Below are 23,190 nucleotides of genomic sequence, written 5' to 3'. Positions count from 1 at the left end.
TCGTCGAGCAACGGAGCCGCGGTCAGGCCAGCAGGACTCGCTTCTGCAGCAGGTCGAAGCCAGCCTGGCCGTACATCTGGCGCTTGATCATCCTGATCCGGTTGACATGGCCCTCCACGACGCCGGAACTCCACGGCAATGTCAGGCCGGCGGTGACGGCGGCGAGATCGCGTTCGAGGCCGTTGACAAAGGTGTGGAGGCTGGGCAGGTCGTCGGCGCGGACCGCCTTGATCCATTGCGGGAGCTGGTCACCCTGGAGCTGGGTGAGCATCTTCCCGAACGCGCGGATGTGCCCGGCGAGGGCATCCAGTTCGGGGCAGTCGGCGAGGACGGATTTGAGCTCCAGGCGCTCGCTCTCCGGCAGGGTGTCGGGGTGGGTCAGGATCCAGCCGGTGACCGTGCGCGGGGACGGCGGACGGGCTGCAGGTGCGGTCGGGGACGTGCGGAACGGCTGGAGGTAGGCGCGGACGGCGCCGTAGCCGCCCGTGTAGCCATACGTCCCGATCTCTTCCCAGAGGGTCCTGGTCGGCGAACCGGTGCCCGGTGGGCCACGGCGACTCGCTCTCAGCTGGTGCCGGAGCCGGAGCCTTCTGCGGTTCCGATGCGGCGAAGGTCGCGCGGAAGCACGGACGGTGGCGGGAGACGCACCGCTCGGCCGCTTCGCCGAGGTTGCGCCAGAGGTGGAACCGGTCGGCGACCTGGACCGCGGTGGGCGCCCCGATGCTGGAGCCCTCGGCGAAGAACGGGGCACGGTCGCGGCAGACGACCTCGATCCCCGGGTGCTCGGCCAGCCAGGCCGCGACAGTGCTTGCCTCGCGATCCGGCAGGAGGTCCACCGGTCTGCGGGTCTCGACGTCGACCAGCACAGTCCCGTAGACACGGCCCTTGCGCATCGCGTACTCGTCGACGCCGACCACACGCAGGACCTGTGGCTGGGGTTCCGGGAGGGCATCGACCAGCCGTAGGAGCGTGTTCCGGCTGGCCCTCGCCCCGAAGACGTCGGCCAGCCGGGCACCGGCACGACCGGCCAGGGCGAGGCCGACCTCGGCCAGCACCGATCGCATTCGTTCGGTCCGTTGGCTGTACCGCCGGGTCAGGCCCGCGACCTGCTCGACCAACGTCCGCCGCCCGCAGGAGACGTCTTCGCACGTGAAGCGCCGGACACGAAGTCGCAGCACCACTCGCCGTCCCGCCACAGGGAGGTCAGCGGGAAACCGCAGGTAAGAGCCGTGCACCCGCCCGGACCAGCTTCCACAGCCCGGGCACCGAGCACCGGCCGCCCGGCATCTGACACCGACTCGGATCGCCTCGCCATCGTCCTGGACCGACTCCACCCTGATCCCCGGATCCGCCAGGAAGAGCAGCTCTTCCAGCTGGAGCAGTCCCTCGCCCACAGCCCCGAACCATCAGCCCGCACGCGGTCGTCACCGTCAGTTTCCAGACGATCTCGCCGAGACCTACAGCAAGGGCCGCCATTCACAGGGAGTAGTCACATCACAGAAGTTGGACCAGAACCAAAACAAAGCGACATCAACTAACTCGGTCAGGACATGCCTCCCGCGAAAATCATGAACAAACGCCTCCCGTACAGACCGACATAGCCGGCGCGACGATCGATGACGTCGTACCGTCGTCCGCGATCCGGGGTCGTTGGCGCTGCCCACGGACTGGGCAGGGCTCACTTGAGTCCAGGGCCAGCCGGGGCATCCGTGCGCGTGCCGGTAGTAGCGCACGCCGTTCTCTTCAGGCCGATCGGCCCCCGATCCGACGCCGCGCCCGGCCTGATGCGGGGAGTTCGGCCCATCGGGGTCGGGGAGCCCGAGCCGTCTGGAAGGTGCTGGCGTTGTGGCTGCTGAGAGGGGTCTTTGAGTGCTTGCTGTGAGCGGGGCCGGTGTGGTCGATGTCGAGTTCGCGCACTTCGACGTGGGTGAGGCGGCGGAGGAGGGCTTCGAGCCGAACGGCGAGCTGCCGGACTTCGATGCCGGGCGGGACGTGATCCCTTCGGCCGGGTGCCTCACGATCGTCTCCCGCGTCCAGGACCACGAGGCCTGCGTGGCGTTGGCGCTGTCGGACAGCCCGGGGACGCCGGCGGGTGAGGGCTGGGAACTGCTGGACTCGCTGTCCTACCGGCCCGTGTACGGGGGGCGTCTTGAGGTGTGGGGCCCGACGTCGGGGGCCGCGTCACCAGCCGCGTCCCCGATGGTGGTGTGGGGGCAGGCGGTGGCTCCGGGTGAGCCGGTCCTGGAGCTGGATCCCGGCCGGACGTATGGGGTCCAGGTGTGGGCGCAGGGCCGGCATGATGCGGCGGAGCGCTTTGACGCTGCCCTGCGTGCGGGCGCGGATGCTCTTCACCAGGGGCTGGAGGCGTACGTGATCGTCTTCACGCCGGACGGGCACCAGGAAGCCCCGCGGCCGCGGCCGGCACTGACGCGTCGTGAGCGGTCGGTCGCGCGCCACGGGGAGCCGCCGTTGAACATGCGCGGGTAGGCCGGGCCGCGCCGGGCCGGACGTCCGGCCCGGCCCGGCCCGCGGGTGCTACTTCGGCCAGATGCCGAGTGCGTTGCCGTGCACACGGTGCCGCGGAAGGAGCCGACTGCTCTCTTCCCGCATCTTCATCTGGCAGCACAACAACAAGCTCACCCCGGGCCGAAGTCCAGCAGGTCATCCCGCTCTACCGGCCATGAGCAGCCGTTTTCCGCATGAGATCGCACGGCTGGCACCACTGTCGCGGTCGTGTCAGCATGGAGAGAATTGATCAGGCCTTCAACAGCACTGCGGTGCGGGGAGTCCAACGGGGAGTCCCCCCACCCGCACAAGTCCGATTGAACCCGAGCCTCAGCGTCCGCGCAGAACCGCCCCCAGCAGCTCGCCGACGCGGCGCTCAGCCGTTCTGGACGCGGCGTCGGGCCCCGGGAGGGCTTCTGCCGTTCGGCTGAGCCGGCGCCCTCTCACACCGTAGCTCCCGATCCGACCCCGCCAGCTCCTGTCCGAGCCCGCCGGACGGCCACCCCTCGTTTCGCGACGGGTGGCGAAGTATCAGGACACCTGGCCCTGCGAGGTGGAGTGATGAGCATGCAGCGCTCCCGTCCGGACCCGAACGGGATCACCAAGCGGTTGCCGTCGCGAGCAGCATGCCCAGGACGAGGGAGGCGGTCGCGCCCGGGACGGCGGCGGACGGGCCCGATGACGCTGTCCGCGACGCTGGTCGCGGTGCTGCTCGTCGCGGGGAGTGCGTCCGCACAGGGAGCCTCCTCGCGCCCTGGCGATCAGGCCGCGCCCGCCGGCGCACGGACCGCCGTGACCGTGCCGGACAGCTTCAGCCCCGTGGTCGTGACACCGATCAGCAGTCCGACGTTCCCCTGGCTGGGCAGCGACCAGAAGTACCACGTCTCCTACGACCTGCAGTTGACCAACGCCTCGCGGCTGCCGGCCACCCTCACCCAGGTGCAGGTGGTCGACGCCGAACACCCCGACACCGTCGTCGCCACCCTCTCCAGCCGCCAACTGGTGGATCCCGACTGCGAGTACGGAGCCTGCAACCTGCTGCGGGTCCTGCCCTCGTCGAACGCCACCGACACCGTCATGCCCCCCGGCCAGTCCCGAGCCCTGATGGTGGACCTGACCTTCGACTCGCTGGACCAGGCGCCGGCCGAGGTCGTGCACCGGCTGTCCCTCACCGGGCAGGCCGCGCCCCCGGCCACCAGGCCGAGTCCGATCAGCTACCTCGCCGCTCCGTTCGACATCTCCTCCGGCAAGCCGCGGGTCATCGCACCCCCGCTCAGGGGGGACGACTGGGTCGCCGCGAACGGCTGCTGCGGCACCGGCGGGGCGCACCGTACGGCGCTCAACTCGGTGAACGGCAAGCTGGGCAACTCCCAGCGCTTCGCCATCGACTGGATGAAACTCACCGACGAGGGCAAGTTCTACAGCGGTGACAAGACGAAGAACGAGAGCTATGCCGACTACGGCGAGGCGGTCTACGCGGTGGCCGACGGCACCGTGAGTTCGACGCTCGACACCGTCGAGGCCGGCACCCCCGGCATCCTGCCCGCCAACGACCCCGTCCTCGGTCCGAAGCTCACCGTCCAGAACGTGGACGGCAACCACATCATCCAGGACCTCGGCGGTGGCGTCTGGGCCATGTACGCGCATCTGATCAAAGGCAGTCTGCTGGTCAAGCCGGGGGACAAGGTCAAGAAGGGCCAGAAGATCGCGGATCTGGGCAACACCGGCAACTCCAACGCCCCTCACCTGCACTTCCAGCTGATGGACAACCCGTCGCTGCTGGAGGCCGACGCCGTCCCCTACGTCATCGACCGCTTCACCTACCAGGGCCAGATCCCCTCCACGGTCTGGCTGGCCACCGACGACTACCTGAGCGGCACCTTCCTGCAGGGCAGGCTGCCCGAGGCACAGTCCCGCACCGACGAGCTGCCCCTCGCCCTGGCCGTGGTCGACTTCCCGGAGTCGTGAGGACGTGTGTCGGGCCCGACGTCGGCCAGACCTCGCCCGCCACGGCATCACGTCGACAACGAGCGCCCTTCGCAGTCAGCTCGACCGGAACGTCCCGTGCGGACCCGGGTTCTACGGCGTCACCGCGGACGGGTACGTACCGGAACAAGTCACCCCGCGCCTGACGACTGCGCGAGCCCCGGGTCCGCACGGCCCGGGGGAGTGCCGTGCGAGGCGGCAGGGGCCCGGCGGGATTCGCGAGCGACGGCCTACGGCAGGTGGCGTGCGAAGAAGCGGTCCACCCGGCGTCGTACCGTCGCGATCGTCCGGGTCGGGTCGCCGCGGCCCACCAGAGCGGTCCGCGCCTCGGCCGTGACCAGGCCGGCGGCAGCCAGCTGGGGTACCAGGGCCGCGTAGTCGGTGAAGGCCCAGTGGTTGGCGTCCCGGAGCACCGCCCGTTCCCCCGACACCCCCCGCCACGAGCTGTCGATCCGGTCGGCGCCCGCGGAGAAGCCGTCGGTGCGGAAGAGCAGGAGCGGTCGGCCGATGTCGGGCACGGCCGCGAGATCGGGATAGCCCTCCAGGTCGAGATAGCCCTCCAGGTTGGCGACGGCATTGACCCGCGGGGCGCGGTCGGCGGCGTACACGGCGGCGGTGCCCCCGGCGGAATGCCCGTAGATCCCGATGCCGGAGGCCTCCGGCAGCAAGCGGGGGAGTCGGTCGAGGACGAGCCGGAGGTCGGCCACCCGGGTCTCGATCATGGTGCGGAAGGTCGCCGGGTCCGGCGGCCCCATGAGGACGGTGGTGCGCAGCCCGGTCGGCAGTTCCACCTGACTGGCGTCCCCGGGGTGGTCGACGAGGACCACGGTCCGGCCGTGGCTCGCCAGGTCCTCGGCCAGACTGCTGCCGAGGGCGCGGCAGTCCCCGCCGCCCGGGCTGTAGAGGAGCACCGGCCGCCGCCCCGGCAGTGGGGGTGCGCCGACACGCCCGTGGGTGCGTACGGCGCCCCAGTCCACCGTGCCCTCCGACGGGAGACCCGGGTGGATCCTCGGGGCCAGTTCGGCGAACCTGCGTGCCTCGGCCGGCGTCAGCTGCGCGGCCCGCGGGCAGCCGCGCACCACGGCGGCCGGGTACAGGACGGTGAGCATGACCTCACGAGCCCCGCCCACCCAAGGGTCGGTACGGGTCGGGTCGGTGAGGTGGACGGTGCGCAGGCCGACGGGGTACGGGCCGGTCGGTGCGGGCAGCGAGAGCGCCTCGGGGGCCCGCAGTCGGGCTGCGACGGGGGCGAGCGGCACGGCCAGGGCGCCTTTGAGGAGGGTGCGTCGGGAGGTCATGCGAGCATCCTGGGGGCGCACCGGGTCGGGCCGCGAAGGTTCAGGCCCTGCCCGAAAGGCTGGCGGAGAGCAGGGAGTTGTGAAGGTGCTGCGGATCCACGTCACGGCGGACGACCTCGCGCGGGTGCGCTTCGCGCCCCGCCCGGCCCCGCTCCAGGAGCTCCACGCGGCCCTGACGACCGTCGTCGCGCCCGGCCCGGACCTCCTGCTCGTCGGTCGCTGGCGCGCCCGGGCCCTGCGCAGCCTGCCGGCCGCCGCGGACCCGGTCGCCGATCTGGTGCCGGACGGGCGGCCGCCGGCCTTCCTCGACGTACTCGGCGAGACCCTGGAGGAGGCCTTCGCGTGGATCCGCGCGACCCGCCCGGAGCACGTCCGCGCCGAGCTGGAGCGGGTGTACGGGGCGGGGCGCCCGGCGCCGCGCTGGATCCGCGGGCTGCACGCGGACGAGGCGGCGTCCTGGCGGACGCTGCGCCGGGCCCAGCGGGCCGCGTACGAGGCGGTGCTGGCACCGGTGTGGCCGCAGGTCCAGGACCTGCACCGCGAGGCCTTCGCCCGGCACGCCCTGACGGTCGCCGAGCACGGCCTGGCCGCCGCGCTCACGTCCCTGGCGCCGGGCAGCCGCTTCGACGGCGCCGTCTGGGAGTGGCCGTCCGCCGCCGAGCGCGAGGTCCGCCCGGCCGGCCGCGGCCTCGTCCTGCTGCCGAGCTTCCACCATCCCTCGGGCCCGCTCGTCCAGGACGTCCCGGCCGGCCCCGTGGTCCTCACCTTTCCGGCGGGCCCCGGCCTCCCACCCGCACCGGACACCGCGGACGGGCCCGACGAGCCCCTGGCGGCAGCCCTGGGCCGTACCCGGGCGGACCTCCTGCGCCTGCTCGAGGAGCCACACACGACCACGGAGCTGGCCCGGGCACTGCGGGTGAGCAACGCGACCGCCTCCGAACACGCGGCGGCACTGCGGGCGGCCGGGCTCCTGACGACGACCCGCACGGGCAGATCGGTGCGCCACGCCCGGACGCCGGTGGCGGAGCTGCTGCCGGACGTCCGCCCCGGGAACTAGGACACCAGCCCCAGGGCCTGTCGACCGCGCCGGCGCACGGCCGGCCCGCCCGCTCGCACGGTCGTCAGCGAGCGAACTTCTCGACGGCCACCGGCGTGACAGGGGTGAAGAAGTTGACGAGGTTGCCGTCGGGGTCACGGAGCAGGAGCGACCGGTTCCCCCAGGGCATCGTGGTGGGCTCGGTCACGAAGTCGGCGACGAAATCGGCCAGGTTCCGGTAGACGCCGTCCACGTCGGCCACGAGGAATTCGATGATCACGGTGTGGTTGTCGGCCGGACGGGCGGAGCCGGGAGCGAACAGTGCCACAGTGCGGGTGCTGCCGATGGCGAGGGTCGCGCTCGGGGTCCGCAATTCGGCGAAGTCCTCGGTCGCCCAGTCCGCCCGCACACCGGTGGCTCGCTCGTAGAAGTCGACGAGGCGCGCGACGTCACTGGTGATGATCCGGATCGAGACGAAGTCCATGGTGCTCTCCTCAAGCTGGTGAAGCCGTTGCACCTCGGACGCTAGAGCAGATAGTGGACAGAATCGGTCCGGTATCGACGCTAGGCTCGTGGACATGGCTCGACCCACCAGCCGCGTGCTCACCCTCCTGGAACTCCTGCAGTCGGGCGGCACCAGAACGATGGCCGAACTCGCCGACCGGCTCGGTGTGGACGGACGCACCGTGCGGCGGTACGTGGGCCACCTGGTCGACCTCGACATCCCGGTCGAGACGGTCCGCGGCCGCTACGGCGGATACCGGCTGGCCCCCGGGTACCGTCTGCCTCCGCTCATGCTCAACGACGACGAGGCGCTTGCCGTGCTGCTCGGCCTCGTCGCCGGCCGCAGGACCGGGTGGCCGGCGACGACTGGAACCGCGGGCGAGACGGCGACGGCCAAGATCCGCCGGGCACTGCCCGAGCGTCTGGCCCGTCGGCTCGACGCCGTCATGGAATCCCTCGCCTTCACGGCTGAGCCCGGCGAGGTGGCCACACCGGAGACAGGGGTCCTGCTCACCGTCGCCGATGCGGTACGCCATCACCGCCCGACCTTGATCAGGTACACCACCCGGGACGGCCGCCGAAGCGAACGCACGCTGCACCCGTACGGGATCGTCGCCCATGCGGGCCGGTGGTACGTCACGGGCGCCGATCCCGAGATCGGCCAGGACCGGACCTTCCGGCTCGACCGCATCGCCGACGCGAGGACCCTGCCAGGCGCGTTCGAGCCGCCCGCCGGCCTCGATCCGGCACAGCGCGTCCTGTCAGGGCTCGCCAAGGCCGCGTACCGGTACGAGGTGACCCTGCGGATCCACGGGACGGTCGAACAGATCCGCACCCGACTGCCCGCCGGCATCGCGAGCGTGGAAGAGCCCGTCCCCGCGGAAGCCGCAGATCCGCAGACCGAGCGTTGGCTCCACGTCGAACTGAGAGCAGAGCGGCTCGACTGGTTGCCCCCCGTGCTCGCCTCGCTCGACCGGCCGTTCGTCATCGAGCGACCGGACGAACTACGAGACCTCGTCACCGCGCTCGCCGACCGGCTCGCAGCCTCTGCCCGCCAAGCCTGACGCCGGTACGACCGGCCGGGATACTGCCATCCCATGCCTTCAGGTGAAGACGAATCACCTGTCGACCACCGCCCTCTCGGACGGCCCGCCCGAGGGCGGGCCGTGCCTACGGCCAAGACGCACTGATCTGCTCCTTGGCCGGACGTCTTGTGGACCCACAAGCACGAGGTGCGGGACAGCCAGGTCGATCAGAGGGTGGTCGCCCAGCTCGTCGATGCCCCCCAGACTCGCCAAGGCCGCCTGCGCCGAGTAGCGGGAACCCCGCCGACAACCCGGTACGCCGCATGTCGCGGACAGCTCAGACGAAGTGGGGCGCCGTCAGCCGGTGCAGCCTGGGACGGCGCCGGCCGGGCTGCAGTTGTTCGGCTGGTTGTCGCGGATGACATCGCCATTCAGGGTCAGCACGCCGGACGCCTTGAAGATGCCGCCGCCGTCGCCGGCCCGGTTGTGGGTGATGGTGTTCTCCTCCAGCGTGGTGGTGCCCAGCCCCGCGGGTCCCCCGGCGTGGTAGAGGCCGCCGCCCTGAGCGGTGCCGCCCTTGGCGGTGACCGTGTTGCGGAGGACCTTGTTGCGCCTGGCTGTCAGGGTGCCGCCGTCGGGGTTGTCGATACCGCCGCCCTGAGCCGTGCCGTTCGGTGCGTCGACGGTGTTGCCGGTGATATGACTGTCGTTCAGTTCGAGCGTGCCGAAGGGGCCGACGCGGACGCCGCCGCCTCGCGCGGTGCCGCCTTCGGCGACAGCCCGGTTGCCGCTGATCCTCACCTTGTTCACGGCCATCAGGGCGTTGTTCGCGATACCGCCTCCCTGGGCGAAACCGTGGGGAGCGTCTGACGTGTTGTCGCTGATGGCACCGCCGGTCACGGCCAGTCTGCCGGGCGTCGGAATGCCGTTGGCGACGGCGCCACGCGCGAACCCGCCCGGGGCGAAGGAACGGTTCTTGCTGATGACCGTGTCTTCGACGGTCGTCTCGGCGAAGCTGATGATGCCGGCCCCGAAGGCGAAGCTCTGGGTGTCCTTGGCGACGGTCGCGACGTTTCCGGTCAGCCGGGAGCGGGTGACCGCCAGCGGACCGTCGTTCGCGATGGCAGCGCCGGCCGCGCCTCCACCCACGTCGCTCCCGCTGTAGATCACATGATTACGGGTCACCTCGGTATCGCTCACGCTTCCGGTGCCGGGGTTGTCAATGGCGCCGCCCTGGGCGAACACGTCGGACTCGGACGTGTTGCCGATGAACTTGCTGCGGGTCACCTTCATCGTTCCGGTGTTGGAAATGCCGCCGCCGCAAGCCAGGCCCGGGGGGTCGGGGAAGAAGGGGCAGTCAGTGGCGAATCCGCCGCTGATCGTCGTGCGGGTGAGAGTGAGGTTTCCCGTCGGGGCGACGAAGAGGATCCGGAACTTCGCCACCTTGTCCCCGTGCTCGTCCCGCCTGATCGTGGCCCCACGCCCGTCGATGGTGATCTCACTGGTGATCGCCGGCAGCCCGTTGCCGGGGTTCACGGGGTCCGGCGCTCTCAACGTGTACGTGCACGTGCGCGCCAGCTGGAGCGTGTCCGGTCCCGGTGAGCTGTTCGCCGAGTTGATCGCCGCGACGAGATCCGGGACCGAGCAGCGGACCTGCAGCGTGGCGGCGTGAGCGGCCGGGGCTGGGACCGCCACCAGCGCGCCCGCCACGAGGCCGAGGACGGCCGGGACATGCCGACGAGACATCGGGGACTCCTCCTTCTGCTGTGTACGGCCGGCCGTCCGGGGACCGCAACCAGCCGAGCCCAGCCGACCATGCGCAACGGCCTCCGGCTTCCCGACGTGATCCGTACGGGCAGGCGGACACCCGGACGGAGTATGAAGACACGCGCCTGGTGGTGCAGGACGGTGCGGCTCAGCGCTGCCGGCCGGGAGGGCCCGGTGGCGGCCGGCGGTAGCTGGTCAGTCGTAGGTGGCGTTTGTGTCGGCCGCGGTCTCGGCTGCGTCGTCGCCGTCGCCGTCGCCGTCGTCGGCGACGTGGTCGTGGTTGGTGTGGGTGGTGCCGAGTGCGTCGACCATGAGGTCGCGTAGGCGGGCGAGGTCGTCGGCCATGTCGATGGACGGCTCGAGGAGCCATTGGAACTGGAGTCCGTCGGAAGCGGCGATGATCATCCGGGCGGCCCAGGCGGCGTCCGGTGCGGCGGTGGGTGGGGCTCCTTCCGCCGGTCGGCCTGCGGCGAAGGCGTCGGTGAAGCGGGCGCGCAGGGTGTGGTACCGCTCGGTGAAGAACGTGTGGCCTGGGTGGCCGGGCTCGGTGGCGGCTGCGGCGAGGTCGAGGAAGAGCTGACTGAGCCCGGGGGTGGACGCGTAGTGGCTGACCATGTCCGGGCGCCAGAGTGCCTCGGCCTCGCCGTACGTGTCGGTGTAGGCGGCGTCCCGTGCCTCCAGCACGGCGGTCAGGAGGGCCTCGCGGCTGCCGAAGTGGTGCAGGACGCCCGCGTCGGTCATCCCGACGCGCTGCGCGATGTCCGTGACGGACACGCCGCGGCTGCCGGCTTCGGCGTACGCGGCCAGGGCTGCATCGAGGATCAGCTTCCGCTTGGCGGCGGTCTTCGCGTACGTGCCGCGGCGGCGGGGATTGGTCACGAGGGGACCCTATCCGGGGCCGCCCCAATGAAAACCTAGACACTCTTAATTTTCGCCTTTACGGTGAATGCGGGGGCGGAATGCAGTCCGAGTGATTCCTGACCGACCTGAGGAGGCGGCTATGCCCGCGCCCCTGCTGCCCAGCCCCCGCACCGCACCACGCTGGAGTGACCTGCTCACCCCGGACACCGTGTGCCAGACGCGCTGGGCGTCCTGCACCCGCCAGCCCGAGCTGGTGGCCTGCGGCACCGCCTGGGACGCGGTCGTCATCGCTCCGCTCGAGCGGGGCCTGGCGGGCCTGGACCGGCTGGGGCTGCCCCCGGGGGCGGGCTACCCGATCGTCGCGGACTACGTCCGCCTCCACCTGATCGTGCTGGTCCGGTCCGGGACCGGAGACCGCTGCGACATACCCGGCACCCGTGTCCTGCGCGAGGGGACGTGGCTGCTGGTCCCGGCCGACGACCACGGCACGGCCGCCGCGACCTGGCTGAGCCCGCCCCACCCCCACGCCCCCCTGCTGGTCGACGCGGACCGGCTCCGCGAGGCCCTGCTCCACCCTGACTCCTCGCTCGCGGCCCGCTGACCCGCCCCCGCCCTTGGCGGGCAGGAGCCTGCTGAGGCGAAGCGCGCCTGCCACGAGGGGGCGTCGCGCAGTTGCTCCCGGATGCGGGACGCTTCCCGGCCCCATAGGTCGGCCAGGGGCACGACAGCGCTTTCGAGTTTCCCGTGCATGGAACCTGCCGGAAAGGGTCCCGTGCCCGGTCCACCATGCGGCGCTCACTAGGATTCCATCATGATCCAGGACGGTGAATCGATGCGTGGCGGGCTGTCGACGGTGCGGCGTGAGGGCGAGACCATCCTCCGGCCCTGGCGCGTGTGGACCCCCGCGGTGCGGGAACTACTGCGGCACCTGGAGCAGGTGGGATTCGCTGGCGTGCCGCGCGCCCTGGGTGACGGCCCGGTGGACGGCCACGAGATGGTGTCGCTGCTGCATGGCGAAGTCGGGCTGTACCCGTGGCCCCGGGCACTTCTCGCGGACAAGGGCGTCGTTGCGCTCGGGCGGTGGCTACGTGACTACCACGAGGCCGTACGCGACTTCCGGCCCTCAGCGCAGGCCGTCTGGAGTGACCCGGACGCCTGCTGGCGTCCCGGGCAGATCATGCGCCACGGCGACCTCACGAGCTGGAACTCGGTCTGGGCGGACGACCGCCTGGTGGGCTTCATCGACTGGGACCTGGCCATACCCGGCGAGGCCATCGACGACCTCGCGCAACTGGCCTGGTACAGCGTGCCTTTGAGACTTCACGACCGTCAGCGCAGAGTCGGCTACGGCCCTGCCGGCGCACCGTTGGCGCGACGGCTGCGGCTGCTGTGCGACGCCTACGGCGCCGACCCGGCCGACGTGCTGGACGCGCTGGCGCGGTTGCAGCGTGACGAAACCGAGCGGATAGCGCGCTTGGGCCCACTCGGCCTCGACCCCTGGGCGGCATTCCTGCGGCAGGACTTCATCCCAGACATCGAGGAGGAGCGCGCGTGGGCGCTGGCCCGACGCGAGGAACTCCTCAGCCGTACCTGACGCCACCCGGGACGGACAGGGTCGCGCGGCGGGACGCTGACCCTCAGCCGCCGCAGGCCACCGGGGCCCGCCGCTGGGTGCGGCGGGCCCCGGTCGTGCGCTCAGGGGATCACTAGCCCTTCGTGCGGGCCCCGTCCGTCCAGGCCCGGTCGATCTTCCCGGGCCAGAAGGGCAGGGAGTCGAGCCCGTTCTCGCTGGCCATCCGGTCCTGCGCGATCACCTTCGGGAACTCGCCCCGCTTGTACTGGACCACCTCCATGTCCGGGTAGGGGTCGCCCTTGCGCGTGACCGTGACCGAACTGCTGTTGGCGGCGATGGTCACGTCGTTGTCCACCGCGCCGACGCTGATGAGCGGTTGGACGCCGTAGACGCCGAGGTCGAGCTTCTCCGGCGAGGTGGACCGGTGCCAGGAGTCCTGCCAGCTCACGATGTTGTTGCCGCCCAGGGTGTCACCCTCGTAGCCGTTCTCCTTGATGGGGTTGGCGGGGAGCATCTCGGACTTGCCCGGGATCGTGCGCTTCTTGACGCCCCATCGTCCGCCGACCGTGTGGTCCGCCGGGTTGGTGTGCGACGGGGACACCGAGAAGGTCACGTCCCCGGTCTCGGTGTTCCAGAACAGCACCATCCGGTAGGGCGCGTCCGGGTCGGTGCTGAAGTCGCGGTTGTCACCGAGCAGCTGAGGGAGCGTCACGCCGGGGACCGGATCCATCGCCTTCTCGGTGTGGATGAAGAACCGCATCATGATGATGCCCCGGTCCTCCCCCTTGCCCACGTTGAAGCTCGTTTCGGACGACCCCTTCTCGCCCTTCCTCCACATCTGGGCCCAGGCCTTCTGGTAGGACAGCTGGTGCTGCTCCTCGCGGGCCTTCGCGACCGCCACGACCGTCCGGACGATCTCCTTCGCGGTGTCGATCAGCGCCTTGATCGGGTTGAGCAGCTGGCCGATGCTGAACGCCCCGCTCGGGTCGCTGTCCGTCACCGGCGAGTTGCCCGCGTAGGCGTACCCGCCCAGCTGCTGCCCGTTGGTGCGGTCGACCACCGGGTCGACCGAGACGAACCGGCCGTTGGCCGCGTCGTACTCGCGGGCGCCGAGGTGCGTGAGCCCGGTGGCCGCGTCGTTCGTGCCGCCGACGAAGCCGTGCTCGCCCGCCCACTGGCCCGGCCCCGGCCGGCTGCCGCGCGCGGTGCCGAAGGGTCCGTGGTCGCGCCGGACGACGGCCATGGTCGAGGCGTCCACCGCGACCTCGTCCGTGCCTTGGTGGTCCGGCAGCAGGTAGCTGATCGCGCCGCTCGAGGAGCGGACCGCGGTGGTCTTGCCCAGGACGTAGAAGCGGGTGCCGGTCACCTTCCCGTCGGCCTTGGTGAGCCTGAGCTCCTCGCCGCCGAGGTAGAGGGTGACCGCGTCGGCGTCCCGGCGCAGCAGCCGTTTGCCGTCCGCGTCGTAGAGGAAGGTGCTCTTCCTGCCGGCCGTGGTGGACGACTCCATGCGGCCCTCGGCGTCCCAGGTCAGGACCTGGTCGCCGGCGGCCGTCACGCGCCGGGTGGTGTTGCCGGTGGCGTCGTACTCGAAGGAGTCGGTGCGCGCGCCCGGGCCGGTGATGCCGACCGAGGTCACGGCGTGCGGCCGGGCAGCACCCGCGGCCGGGTAGGTGTAGCCGCGGCGGACGTCCTTCGCGGTGTCACCGGCCGGGTCGTGCTGCACCTCGGCGGTGCGGTTGCCAACCGCGTCGAAGGTGTACGAGTACCAGTACGGGTCGACGCCGCCGACCGCCGGGCGGGCGCCCCCGCCTGGCTTGGCCGCGCAGTCGTCCGTGGAGGTCCAGGCCTCGTTGAGTCGCCGCGCGTGGTCGTACTGGAAGCACTGGGTGTCCAGGACCGACTTGTCGTTGCGCTCGTTGCGGATGCGGGTGATGTTGCCCGCCGGGTCGTAGCCGTAGCTCTTGCTGTCGAGGGTCTGGGGCCCGGACGCCTCCCGGTCGTTGGTGAGGGTGGCCAGGCGGCGGGTGCCCTTCTCGTAGGTGTACGTCTGGACGGTCCGGCCGCCGACGTCGCCGAGGACGGTCTGCAGCGTCTCGCCGAAGGGGGAGTAGACGTTGCCCAGCGAGTAGACCTGCTCGCCGTTGTCCACCGCGGAGGGCAGGCCGGTCGGCGTGTACTGGGTGTACACCGTCTCGGCGGGCAGCCCGCCGCCGGCCGGGAAGCTCGCCGAGGCGATCAGGCCGGTGTCCGGGGTGTACTCGGTGCCGAAGGCGTAGCTGCCCGCGAGGGCGCCCTCCGCCGCGGGGATGCTGACGGTCGAGCCGGTGGCGCGGCCCGCCGGGTCGTAGCCCTTGACCGCGGTGGTGTACGGGCTGCCGTTGTCGTAGCGGGTCGAGGAGGTCAGCTTGCCCTTGCCGCCGGCCAAGGTGTCGTACGTCCACTCGGCGAGCTTGGCGCCCGTGGGGCCGCCCTTGCGGAGCACCGACGGCCGGCCGAGCTCGTCGTACTCGTAGGCCAGGACCTGGCCGCGGGCGTCGGTGCTGGTGGCCAGCTTGCCGTCGACGGTGTAGGTCTTGGTGACCGTGCCCTTGTCCGGGTCCTTCGAGGTGAGTTCACGGCCGCGCAGGTCGTAGCCCGAGAGGTACTCGTTGCCCGCTGCGTCCACGACCCTGGTGAGCCGCTCCTTGTTGTCGTAGGTGTACTTCAGCGCCTCGTAGGCGGCGGGCGCGGCGGTGTAGAGGGGGTTGCCGTTCTTGTACTGGCGCACTTCCACGGGTTTGCCCTGGGCGTTGGCGACGGTCAGCGAGGCCGTGCCGCCCTGCGGGGGGACCACCGCCGTCCAGTTGCCGCCGTACGTGGTGGTCGAGCGCCACTTCTCGGCGCCCTCGGTGTAGAACACGGAGGCCGTGGCGCGGCCCTGGCCGTCGAACTCGGTGCGGGTCTGTGCCGGGATCTGGTTGTCGGCCACCGCCAGCACGGCGGTGCCCGGCGCGGCGGACTCGAAGTAGTCCCCGTTCGCCTTGCTCACCCGGCCCTGGGCGTCGTAGAAGGTGTCCTGGACGATCCGGCCGCCGCCCTGCGCCTCCGTCTGGACCTGGCGGGTGCGCAGCAGGCCGTCGTACAGGGTGACGGCGGTGCGGTACTTCCCGCCCTCCAGCAGGGTCTTGGACGTGACGGTGGTCGGCGCGTCCCGGCGCACCTGGTACGTGAAGAGCACGTCGGCGGGGGAGCTCTTGGCCCGGCCGGGCCGCCAGGCGGCGGTGAGCCGGCCCAGCGGGTCGTACTCCTGGTACGTGGTGCGGCCGTTGGCGTCGGCCGCCTGGACCGTGAGGCCGCGCAGGCCGTCCGTGTCGGCCGAGGTGACGAAGCCCTTCGGGTCCGTGGTGCGGACCGTCGTGGCCTGGGCGCCGGCGGCCGGCAGGTACTCGGTGAGGGTGGTGCGCCCGGCGGCGTCGGTCACCTTGGTGAGGCGGCCGGCCGCGTCGTAGGCGGAGGTGCCGGTCGTGACGAAGACGGGCTGGCCGCCCTCGAAGCGGTCCAGGTCCTCGATCTTGGTGGCCAGCGACTTGCCGGCCACCGGCGCGGCGCCGAAGGCCCCGTTGTCGTAGGTGGTGCGGGTCTCGTCGGTGATGTTCCCCGCGTCGGCCGGCGTGTCGCAGACGGCCGAGGTCCGCTGGACCGAAGACGGGTACCCGATCAGCCAGTTGGTCGTGTCCGGGGTGGTGTAGGCGGTCCGGGTGCAGTGCTCGTCGCCGGTCACGGCGAGGTCGCCCTCGTCGGAGACGGTGGTGTTGCGGCCGTACCCGTCGTAGCCGTTGGTGACCCGTACCTCCCGCCAGGCGCCGGAGGACAGCAGCGTGCGGTGCGTGGTGCTGCCCGTGCCGACCTTGAAGGCCTTGAGGTCACCGGTACCGGCCCGGCTCTGCACGGCCGTCGCGTCCGAGGACCAGGGCCGCTGCTCGACCGCCGAGGCGATGGCGCCGCCGTCCTTGTCGTAGGTCAGCGACTCGATCTCCATGCCGGCGTACTGCGCCGCGTCGGTGACGGTGCCGCCGAAGGAGTCGGGCACGCCCGCGCCCGCGAAGCCGCGCAGGTAGGCGCTCTCGGTCTGGGTGCGGTTGGTCGTGCCGGTGCGGGTCCGGACCCGTCCGTAGCCGCGGTACTGGCTGTACGTGCGGTGCTTGGCCAGGGTGAACTCGTCGTCCGCCAGGGCCCAGCCGGCACCGCCCAGGTACTCGTAGGAGGTCACCGACGAGGTGGCGCCCGCCACCAGGTCGTTGGCGGTGACCTTGGTGACCACGTACTTGTGGAACCAGTCCTTGACCGGCTCGGTGCCGCCCCTGGGCGTCCACCAGGTGGGGAAGCAGCGCTTGCTGTTGGACTCGGGCACGGGCGGGTTGTCGTACGTGCACTCGGTGGCGGAGTAGTCGACCAGGGTCTCGCCACCGGACTCGGAACTCACCCGCGTGATGCGGTACTTGTTCAGCGGCGGCCGGCCCTCGGCGGCGTCCACCCGGTTGGGCATCAGGGTGCCGCCGAACGTCACCGGAGGCATCGCCAGGGTGCCGCCGGCCTTGCCGGTGCGCACGATCGAGTCCAGCCACAGCGCCGCGCCGCCGCTGTCGCCCGTGCCCGGGAAGGTGTGGGTGAGCGCCCAGGTGTCCACGTCCACCGGGGCACCGTCCTTGAGGGCCTGGGCGGTGACGGTGGTCAGCCGGCGGGTGGAGAAGAAGGCCGGGGAGCTGACCTGGCAGTCGGCACCCAGGGTGCAGGACTGGTCGACAGGGGTGTCCGGCCAGTTGGCGGCGTGTGCCTTGTCGAAGGTGCAGTCGGAGGCGGGGCCCAGGCAGCGGGGGGCGGTGCCGAAGACCACCTTGGCGGCGGGCTGGGCGACGTAGACCTGGCCGGCCCGGTGGCCGTACTCGATCCGGTCCACCGTGCCGCCGCGCACGTAGGCCGCGTCGGCCTTGGGCATCGTGGACTGGGTACCGCCGGTGTTGCGGGCGTAGGCGCCGGTCTCCTTGTTGTAGAAGTACGCCATCGCGTTGCCCTGCGGGTCCACGACGTAGTCGAGGTTCCAGCGCCAGGCCTGGTTGCGCCAGGAGTCCGCGAAGGCGGTGGCGTGGCCGGGCTCGCCGGCGTGGTTGCCGAACACGGGCACGGTGAACGTGGAGTTGGTCTCCGCCTTGCCGGTGGACCAGCCGGGCAGCCGGTGCTTGCCGAAGAAGTACTGGGCACCCTGTGCGGTGGTGACCTTCCAGTACTCGTTGTCGTCGTCGCCGTTGGCCGTGTCGGTGCCGCCGCCGTTCAGGTGCTCGACGCGGGAGCCGTCGTCCTGGGCCGGCTTCCAGACGCCGGTGGTGCGGTCCTTGACGAGCGGGGTGGAGCTGCCGTTCAGCGACATGACCGCGTTGTCGGAATGCCAGCAGAGGTCGCCCGAGGCGGCCGGGGCGTTGCTGCCCGTGCCGTTGTCGTCGGGGCAGGACATGTACTGCCGCTCGATGAAGCCGGTCTCCATCGACCAGCCGTCGCCGATCCAGGAGGACTGGTTGTTGCTGGAAGCCGTCCGGCCGTCGATCGACGACGAGGAGTAGCCGAGTTGCAGCTTGGGGGCCAGACCGCCCGGTACGGGCGGCAGGGGGAGCGGGTACTGCCAGCCGAACCCGCCTTCGTTGCCACCGGCCGCCCAGGTGCCGGACGGTGCCAGGGGGGTGGCGGTGAAGTCGCCGTTGCCGCCGGAGGGGGCCGCGGTCGCGGCGACCGCGGTCAGCGCGGCCGGGGCGGCGGGGGCGGCGGAGGCGGCCGGGGCGCTCGCGGCGGCCGGCCGGGGAACCGGGGCCAGCGGCACGTCCGCGGTGAGGGTGCCGGTCCGGACGTTGTTGCGGGTGGCCAGCGGCTTGCCGACCTTGCAGGCCGGCTTCTCCGGCGTGGTCAGCGCACAGGCCGGGAGCTGCACCAGGCGGAGCCGGGTCGCCCAGTCGGCGCCGTACGCGCCGCGGAAGGCGCCGTAGTCCACCCGCAAGGAGACCGTGCCGGCGCCCCGCTGCCCGTCGGCACGGCCGACGCCCAGCAGGACGCCCGCCACGCCGGCCTTCGCCGTGGTCCTCCGGTCGGCCATCCGCAGCCGGACCTTCCCCGGCGCCTGCGCTGCGGCGGCCAGGGTCCCCTTGGCCGAGCCGGACCGGGCCGGGGCGGCCACCGACAGCGGGAGCCCCGCGGCGGCCCGCGGCCGGCCCGCCGTGCCGCCCGTCAGGTCGACCACCCGCTCGCCGGCGGCCGGCCAGCGGACCGTGCCCTGCGCCGGCCGGGCGTGCGCCCGGTCGGTGTCGGTGACCCGGGAGGGCGCCTCCGGTCGTACGGGCGCCCCGGACACCGAGCCGGTCCGCTGGGTGGCGCGCACCTTGAACTCCACGGCCGCGTATCCCGGGCCGGCCGGCAGCAGGGCCGCCAGGATCGTTCCGGCCACCAGCCCCCCGGTCACCACGCGGCGGCGGGTGATACCGGAACGGCCGGCGGTCGCCCCGCCCGGCGCTTTCCGGCCTCCAGCGGAGCGCCTGAATTTCTCGTGTCTCACTGCCTTCTCCCCCTGTCTCGTCTGGGGCGAAGTCTGAGTGGAAATCCGGTGCGAAACCGCTGATGGACAGCGGAGTAATAGCAGGTGTGGACCACTAGGAGGGCGGAATGCTTGGTTCCCTCCAAGGTGTCCCGGCATGATGTGGACCGCACCTCAAGTGCGCCTCAATTCAGGCCATTTGACGGACGCTCACGTCATCGAATGCGCCGCTCCCACGAAAGAAACGAGCCATGAAGCGCCGAATTCTCCCGACGGAATCCGTCGGACACCGCTGGAGGCCGCTCGCCGCGGCGCTGAGCCTCGCGCTGGCGGCCGGACTGGTCACTGCGGCCTCTCCGCAGGCCGGGGCGGTGGACCGGGACGTTCCGCCGAAGCAGCAGCGGCCGGCGGCCGGTCTCGTGGCGGCCGATCTGAAGGCGCAGGCGACGGCCCGCCGGAACGGCCGCCCGGTCGAGGTACCGGAGCGCCGCGACGAGCACACCGAGGTGCTGGCCAACCCCGACGGCACCTTCACCTGGCGCCAGCACGTCAAGACCGTCCGCGTCAAGGTCGCGGGCGCCTGGCGCACGCCGGACGCGAGGCTCGTACGGCGGCCCGACGGGAGCCTGGCGACCCGGGCGACGACCTTCCCCATGACCTTCTCGGGCGGCCGCGGGGGGCCGCTCGCGACCATGGTCCGCGACGGCAAGTCGCTCTCCCTGACGTGGCCGTCCCGGCTGCCGTCCCCGGAGGTCAACGGCAACACCGCGCTCTACCCGGAGGTGCTGCCCGGCGTCGACCTGAAGGTCGTCGCCCACGTGGAGGGCTTCGCCCACCACCTGGTAGTCAAGAACCGCAAGGCCGCCGCCAACCCGAGGCTGAAGACGCTCACTTACGGCATGAAGGCCGCCGGCGTCACGGTGAGGACGGCCGAGGACGGCAGCCTCACCGCCAAGGACCGGCGCGGCACCACCGTCTTCCAGGCCCCGCCCGCCGCGATGTGGGACTCCGCCCGCGCGCAGCGGGCCGCGAAGGCCGCCACGGCCCGCTCCGGCGCCCCCGGCAGCGGTGCCGGAGCCGACTCGCCGGCCCCCGAGGACGCCCGGCGGATGCCCGTCAGCGTGTCGGGCGGCACCCTGCGGCTGGTCCCGGACCGGACCCTGCTCACCGGCGCGAAGACGGTCTACCCCGTGGTGATCGACCCGGTCTTCTCGGGCGGCGGCCGGATCAACTGGACCGTGGCGTACAAGCAGAAGTACAACGCCAACGCCGCCAACACGTCCTACTGGTGGGGCGCCCACTTCGACGACGGCCTGGCCCGTACCGGCTACGAGGACGACCCGGCCTACAAGAGCTACGGCACCGCCCGCAGCTACTTCCAGATGGACGTACGGGGGCTGGGCGGCACACAGATCATCAAGGCCACCTTCAACGTCTTCAACACGTACAGCTGGTCCTGCACCGGTACCCCGGTGGAGCTCGGCTTCACCGGTGCCATCGGCACCGGCACCACGTGGAACAACCAGCCCGGCTGGGCACAGACCCTCCAGACCAAGTGGTTCGCGCACGGCCGCAGCGGCTGCGGCGCGGCCGGCGAGGACTTCGCCGACAGCCCCCTGAAGGACCTCATCCAGCGGTCGGCCAACGAGGGCGGCTGGAACGACGTCACCCTGGGGCTGCGCAGCCGGGGCGACTACGAGACCAACCACGACTCGTGGAAGAAGTACAGCAACGACCCGCACCTGGAGATCACGTACAACCGTCCGCCCGCCGTGGACGCCTACGGCGCCTACGAAGGCCCCTGGTCGCCCGGCAGCACCACCGCCAAGCAGATCGTCTGCGACACCGATCCCGCCACGTGGCCGATCATCGGGAACAACGACGTCACCCTGACGGCGAAGGTCTCCGACCCGGACGGCGAGGACGTCAGGGCCCACTTCGGCATCTGGGCCGACGGCGGCAACGGCGTCCAGTCGTCGGACCCCACGGTCTCCAGCGGCAACTGGGCCACCGCCGGGGTCTCCCGGGACCTGCTGGCCGACGGACAGAACTACCGATGGGCGGTGGCCGCCCAGGACGCCTACACCAGCTCCCCCAACAGCCCCTCCTGCGGCTTCCGCGTCGACCGCACCCCACCGAGCCAGCCCACGGTCACCGCCGCCGACGGCGGTGACAAGCCGGCCCGTACCGAGCGCACCTTCACCCTGGCCGCCACCGACAACGTCGGCGTCGCAGGCTTCTGCTACTCGCTGAACAAGCCGCTGCCCACCTCCAACACCCGCTGCGCGGGCGGAACCTGGGCCGACGCGGCGGCGGACGGCACGGCCACCGCCAAGGTCGTCCCGACCCTGTGGCCCAGCAACCAGCTGTACGTCACCGCGTACGACAAGGGCGGCAACATCACGTCGTACGGCGCCTCCGGCGGCGCCGAGGTCAAGGCCACCAGCCCGGGCTTCGTGGCCTCTCCGTCCGGCACCCGCACCGGCGACCTGCCGGGCGACCTCAACGGCGACGGCTACGCCGACCTGGTCGCGGCGGTCACCGACGACACCCTCCGCCTCTACCCGGGCAAGGGCGCCGGCAGCCTCGACCGGGGCCGCACCATCGGCGCCGGCGGCTGGCGGGGCGCGCTGATCACCCACCGCGGTGACTTCGCCGCCGCCTCGGCCGGCCTGACCAAGGACGGCTACGAGGACTACCTCGTCAAGCTCGGCCCCAAGCTGTACGTCTACCCCAACGACGGTCTCGGCACCCCGCTCTTCGACCGCCGCACCGAGCTCAGGCACCCCACCGCCGACTGGTCCGGCACCCGGCAGATCCTCGCCACCGGCAACGTCGACGGCAGGATCGGCAGCGACCTGCTGGCCGTCGACGGCGACGCGCTCGTGCTCTACAGCGGCACCAGTTCCGGCCCGCTGGCCCAGGACGCCGCCGGCAGGCTGGTCCCGGTCACCGCAGGGGCCGCCGGCTGGTCCGCGTACGACATCGCCTCGCCCGGAGACCTGGACGGCGACGGCATCGGGGACCTGCTGGCCCGCAACCGCACCACCGACCCCGCGCACGCCGAGTTCGGCCGGCTCTTCTTCTACCCCGGTGCACGCCCGGGCGGTGCCGGCACCTACGGCACCGGCGCGCGCAGCGTGCTCGCGGCCTCAGGCTGGTCTCCGAACCGGGTGCCGATGTTCAGCAGCCAGGGCAACCTGCACGGCTCGGTGGTCACCGCCGCCGACGGCAGCCGCCAGTACGTCCCGACCGCGGGCAAGGAGGGGCCGGACGTCTGGACGGCCACCGCGGGTGACGCCACCCCGGTCGACTACGTCGACGACGCCGGCCAGGACGCCGCCACCACCTGCCCGACCGGCTGCCTGCTGCTCGCGCCGCTGACCACCACCGGCGCGGGCCGGCCCGCCATGATCGGCACCGGTGACTGGGCCACCACCATCACCACCGTCGACGCCCTCAGCGACCCCACGCCCAAGCCGGCCAAGGCCGTCAACGGCGTGGACCCGAACAAGTGCATGGACGTCAACTGGGGTGCCACGGACGACGGCACCAAGGTGCAGATCTGGGACTGCAACTCCTCCGCCGCGCAGCAGTGGACCCTGCCCGGGGACGGCACGCTCCGGGCCGTCGGCAAGTGTCTGGACGTCGCGGGCGGCGGCACCGGCAACAACACGCTGATCCAGCTGTGGTCCTGCAACGGCACCGGTGCGCAGCAGTTCGTCCCGCGCGCCGACGGCTCGTTGTACAACCCGCAGTCCGGGCGGTGCGTGGCCCTGCCGGCCTCGAACACCACCAACGGCACCCAGCTGATGCTCTGGGACTGCCTCGGCATCGCCGACCAGCGCTGGACCATCCCCGGCACCAGCACCCCCACCGGCACGGTCTAGTACTCCGGCCGCACCACGTGGACGCCGAAGCGCCCGCCCCGGGACTCCTCCCAGGTCGGGCGCTCCGTCATGTCCCCTCCAGGACCCGCGCCACGGCACCAGCGACGGCGAAGACGCACGGGGGCGGGCGAGGGGTGGAAGATGCACGGGGTCGAGACGGGGCCGTTGCCCCGACTCCTCGGGCGCGGGCCG

14 protein-coding genes and 1 pseudogene are annotated in these 23,190 nt (G+C 71.9%); 7 read left to right on the top strand and 8 right to left on the bottom strand.

The genetic code is table 11. The features are described 5' to 3' along the window. Positions 1 to 22: 22 nt before the first annotated feature. A complete protein-coding gene (locus IF43_RS43905; RefSeq protein ID WP_369405191.1) occupies positions 23 to 346 on the bottom strand; it encodes a transposase in 324 nt (107 codons plus the stop codon). Further along, the gene (locus tag IF43_RS43900; protein ID WP_369405190.1) at positions 249 to 1,235 is read right to left on the bottom strand and encodes an ISL3 family transposase; all 987 of its coding nucleotides are present in this window, start codon (positions 1,233 to 1,235) and stop codon (positions 249 to 251) included. The genes IF43_RS43905 and IF43_RS43900 overlap by 98 nt, the downstream gene beginning before the upstream one ends. A gap of 643 nt (positions 1,236 to 1,878) precedes the next feature. Here IF43_RS43900 and IF43_RS0120825 point away from each other — a divergent pair. Both IF43_RS0120825 and IF43_RS43735 read left to right on the top strand, forming a co-directional pair. Continuing rightward, a complete protein-coding gene (locus tag IF43_RS0120825) occupies positions 1,879 to 2,487 on the top strand; it encodes a hypothetical protein (protein ID WP_158939434.1) in 609 nt (202 codons plus the stop codon). Between the two features lie 696 nt (positions 2,488 to 3,183). After that, the gene (locus IF43_RS43735) at positions 3,184 to 4,473 is read left to right on the top strand and encodes a M23 family metallopeptidase (protein WP_030202720.1); all 1,290 of its coding nucleotides are present in this window, start codon (positions 3,184 to 3,186) and stop codon (positions 4,471 to 4,473) included. 248 nt (positions 4,474 to 4,721) lie between these two features. Here the strand turns inward: IF43_RS43735 and IF43_RS0120815 are convergent, their stop codons facing one another. Further along, positions 4,722 to 5,789 (bottom strand): acetylhydrolase, encoded by a 1,068-nt coding sequence (locus tag IF43_RS0120815; protein WP_030202719.1) that lies wholly within the window; start codon positions 5,787 to 5,789, stop codon positions 4,722 to 4,724. A gap of 85 nt (positions 5,790 to 5,874) precedes the next feature. Here IF43_RS0120815 and IF43_RS0120810 point away from each other — a divergent pair, with 85 nt between their 5' ends. Beyond that, positions 5,875 to 6,846, top strand: a complete 972-nt coding sequence (locus IF43_RS0120810; RefSeq protein WP_037889359.1) for a helix-turn-helix domain-containing protein — start codon at positions 5,875 to 5,877, stop codon at positions 6,844 to 6,846. Positions 6,847 to 6,910: 64 nt separating this feature from the next. On the opposite strand, the gene IF43_RS0120805 is transcribed toward IF43_RS0120810, so the two are convergent. After that, positions 6,911 to 7,309: a glyoxalase/bleomycin resistance/extradiol dioxygenase family protein gene (locus IF43_RS0120805; protein ID WP_030202717.1), complete on the bottom strand. Its 399-nt coding sequence runs from the start codon at positions 7,307 to 7,309 to the stop codon at positions 6,911 to 6,913. 94 nt (positions 7,310 to 7,403) lie between these two features. Between IF43_RS0120805 and IF43_RS0120800 the strand changes: the two genes are divergently transcribed. Next, a complete protein-coding gene (locus IF43_RS0120800) occupies positions 7,404 to 8,393 on the top strand; it encodes a YafY family protein (RefSeq protein ID WP_030202715.1) in 990 nt (329 codons plus the stop codon). A 318-nt stretch (positions 8,394 to 8,711) separates the two neighbouring features. On the opposite strand, the gene IF43_RS0120795 is transcribed toward IF43_RS0120800, so the two are convergent. Then, positions 8,712 to 10,064 carry a hypothetical protein gene (locus IF43_RS0120795; protein WP_158939432.1) on the bottom strand — a complete coding sequence of 451 codons (1,353 nt, stop codon included), beginning with the start codon at positions 10,062 to 10,064 and terminating at the stop codon, positions 8,712 to 8,714. A gap of 252 nt (positions 10,065 to 10,316) precedes the next feature. Beyond that, a complete protein-coding gene (locus IF43_RS0120790; protein ID WP_051795724.1) occupies positions 10,317 to 11,000 on the bottom strand; it encodes a TetR/AcrR family transcriptional regulator in 684 nt (227 codons plus the stop codon). A gap of 121 nt (positions 11,001 to 11,121) precedes the next feature. On the opposite strand from IF43_RS0120790, the gene IF43_RS41725 reads away from it, so the two are divergent. Continuing rightward, the gene (locus IF43_RS41725) at positions 11,122 to 11,583 is read left to right on the top strand and encodes a hypothetical protein (protein ID WP_051795722.1); all 462 of its coding nucleotides are present in this window, start codon (positions 11,122 to 11,124) and stop codon (positions 11,581 to 11,583) included. A gap of 35 nt (positions 11,584 to 11,618) precedes the next feature. Here IF43_RS41725 and IF43_RS42860 read toward each other — a convergent pair. Continuing rightward, positions 11,619 to 11,720, bottom strand: a pseudogene (locus tag IF43_RS42860) (AraC family transcriptional regulator); the annotation flags it as partial. 73 nt (positions 11,721 to 11,793) lie between these two features. On the opposite strand from IF43_RS42860, the gene IF43_RS0120780 reads away from it, so the two are divergent. After that, a complete protein-coding gene (locus IF43_RS0120780; protein ID WP_030202707.1) occupies positions 11,794 to 12,576 on the top strand; it encodes a phosphotransferase in 783 nt (260 codons plus the stop codon). A gap of 112 nt (positions 12,577 to 12,688) precedes the next feature. On the opposite strand, the gene IF43_RS0120775 is transcribed toward IF43_RS0120780, so the two are convergent. After that, entirely contained in the window at positions 12,689 to 19,021 is a 6,333-nt protein-coding gene (locus IF43_RS0120775) for an RHS repeat-associated core domain-containing protein (RefSeq protein WP_158939430.1), read from the bottom strand. Between the two features lie 338 nt (positions 19,022 to 19,359). Between IF43_RS0120775 and IF43_RS0120770 the strand changes: the two genes are divergently transcribed. Beyond that, positions 19,360 to 22,998 carry a ricin-type beta-trefoil lectin domain protein gene (locus IF43_RS0120770; protein ID WP_030202701.1) on the top strand — a complete coding sequence of 1,213 codons (3,639 nt, stop codon included), beginning with the start codon at positions 19,360 to 19,362 and terminating at the stop codon, positions 22,996 to 22,998. Positions 22,999 to 23,190: the final 192 nt, after the last annotated feature.

The organism is Streptomyces sp. NRRL S-87, assembly GCF_000719335.1.
Taxonomy (GTDB): Bacteria; Actinomycetota; Actinomycetes; order Streptomycetales; family Streptomycetaceae; genus Streptomyces.
Note: the sequence above shows the minus strand (reverse complement) of the source record. Positions and strands in the feature narration are given on the sequence as shown.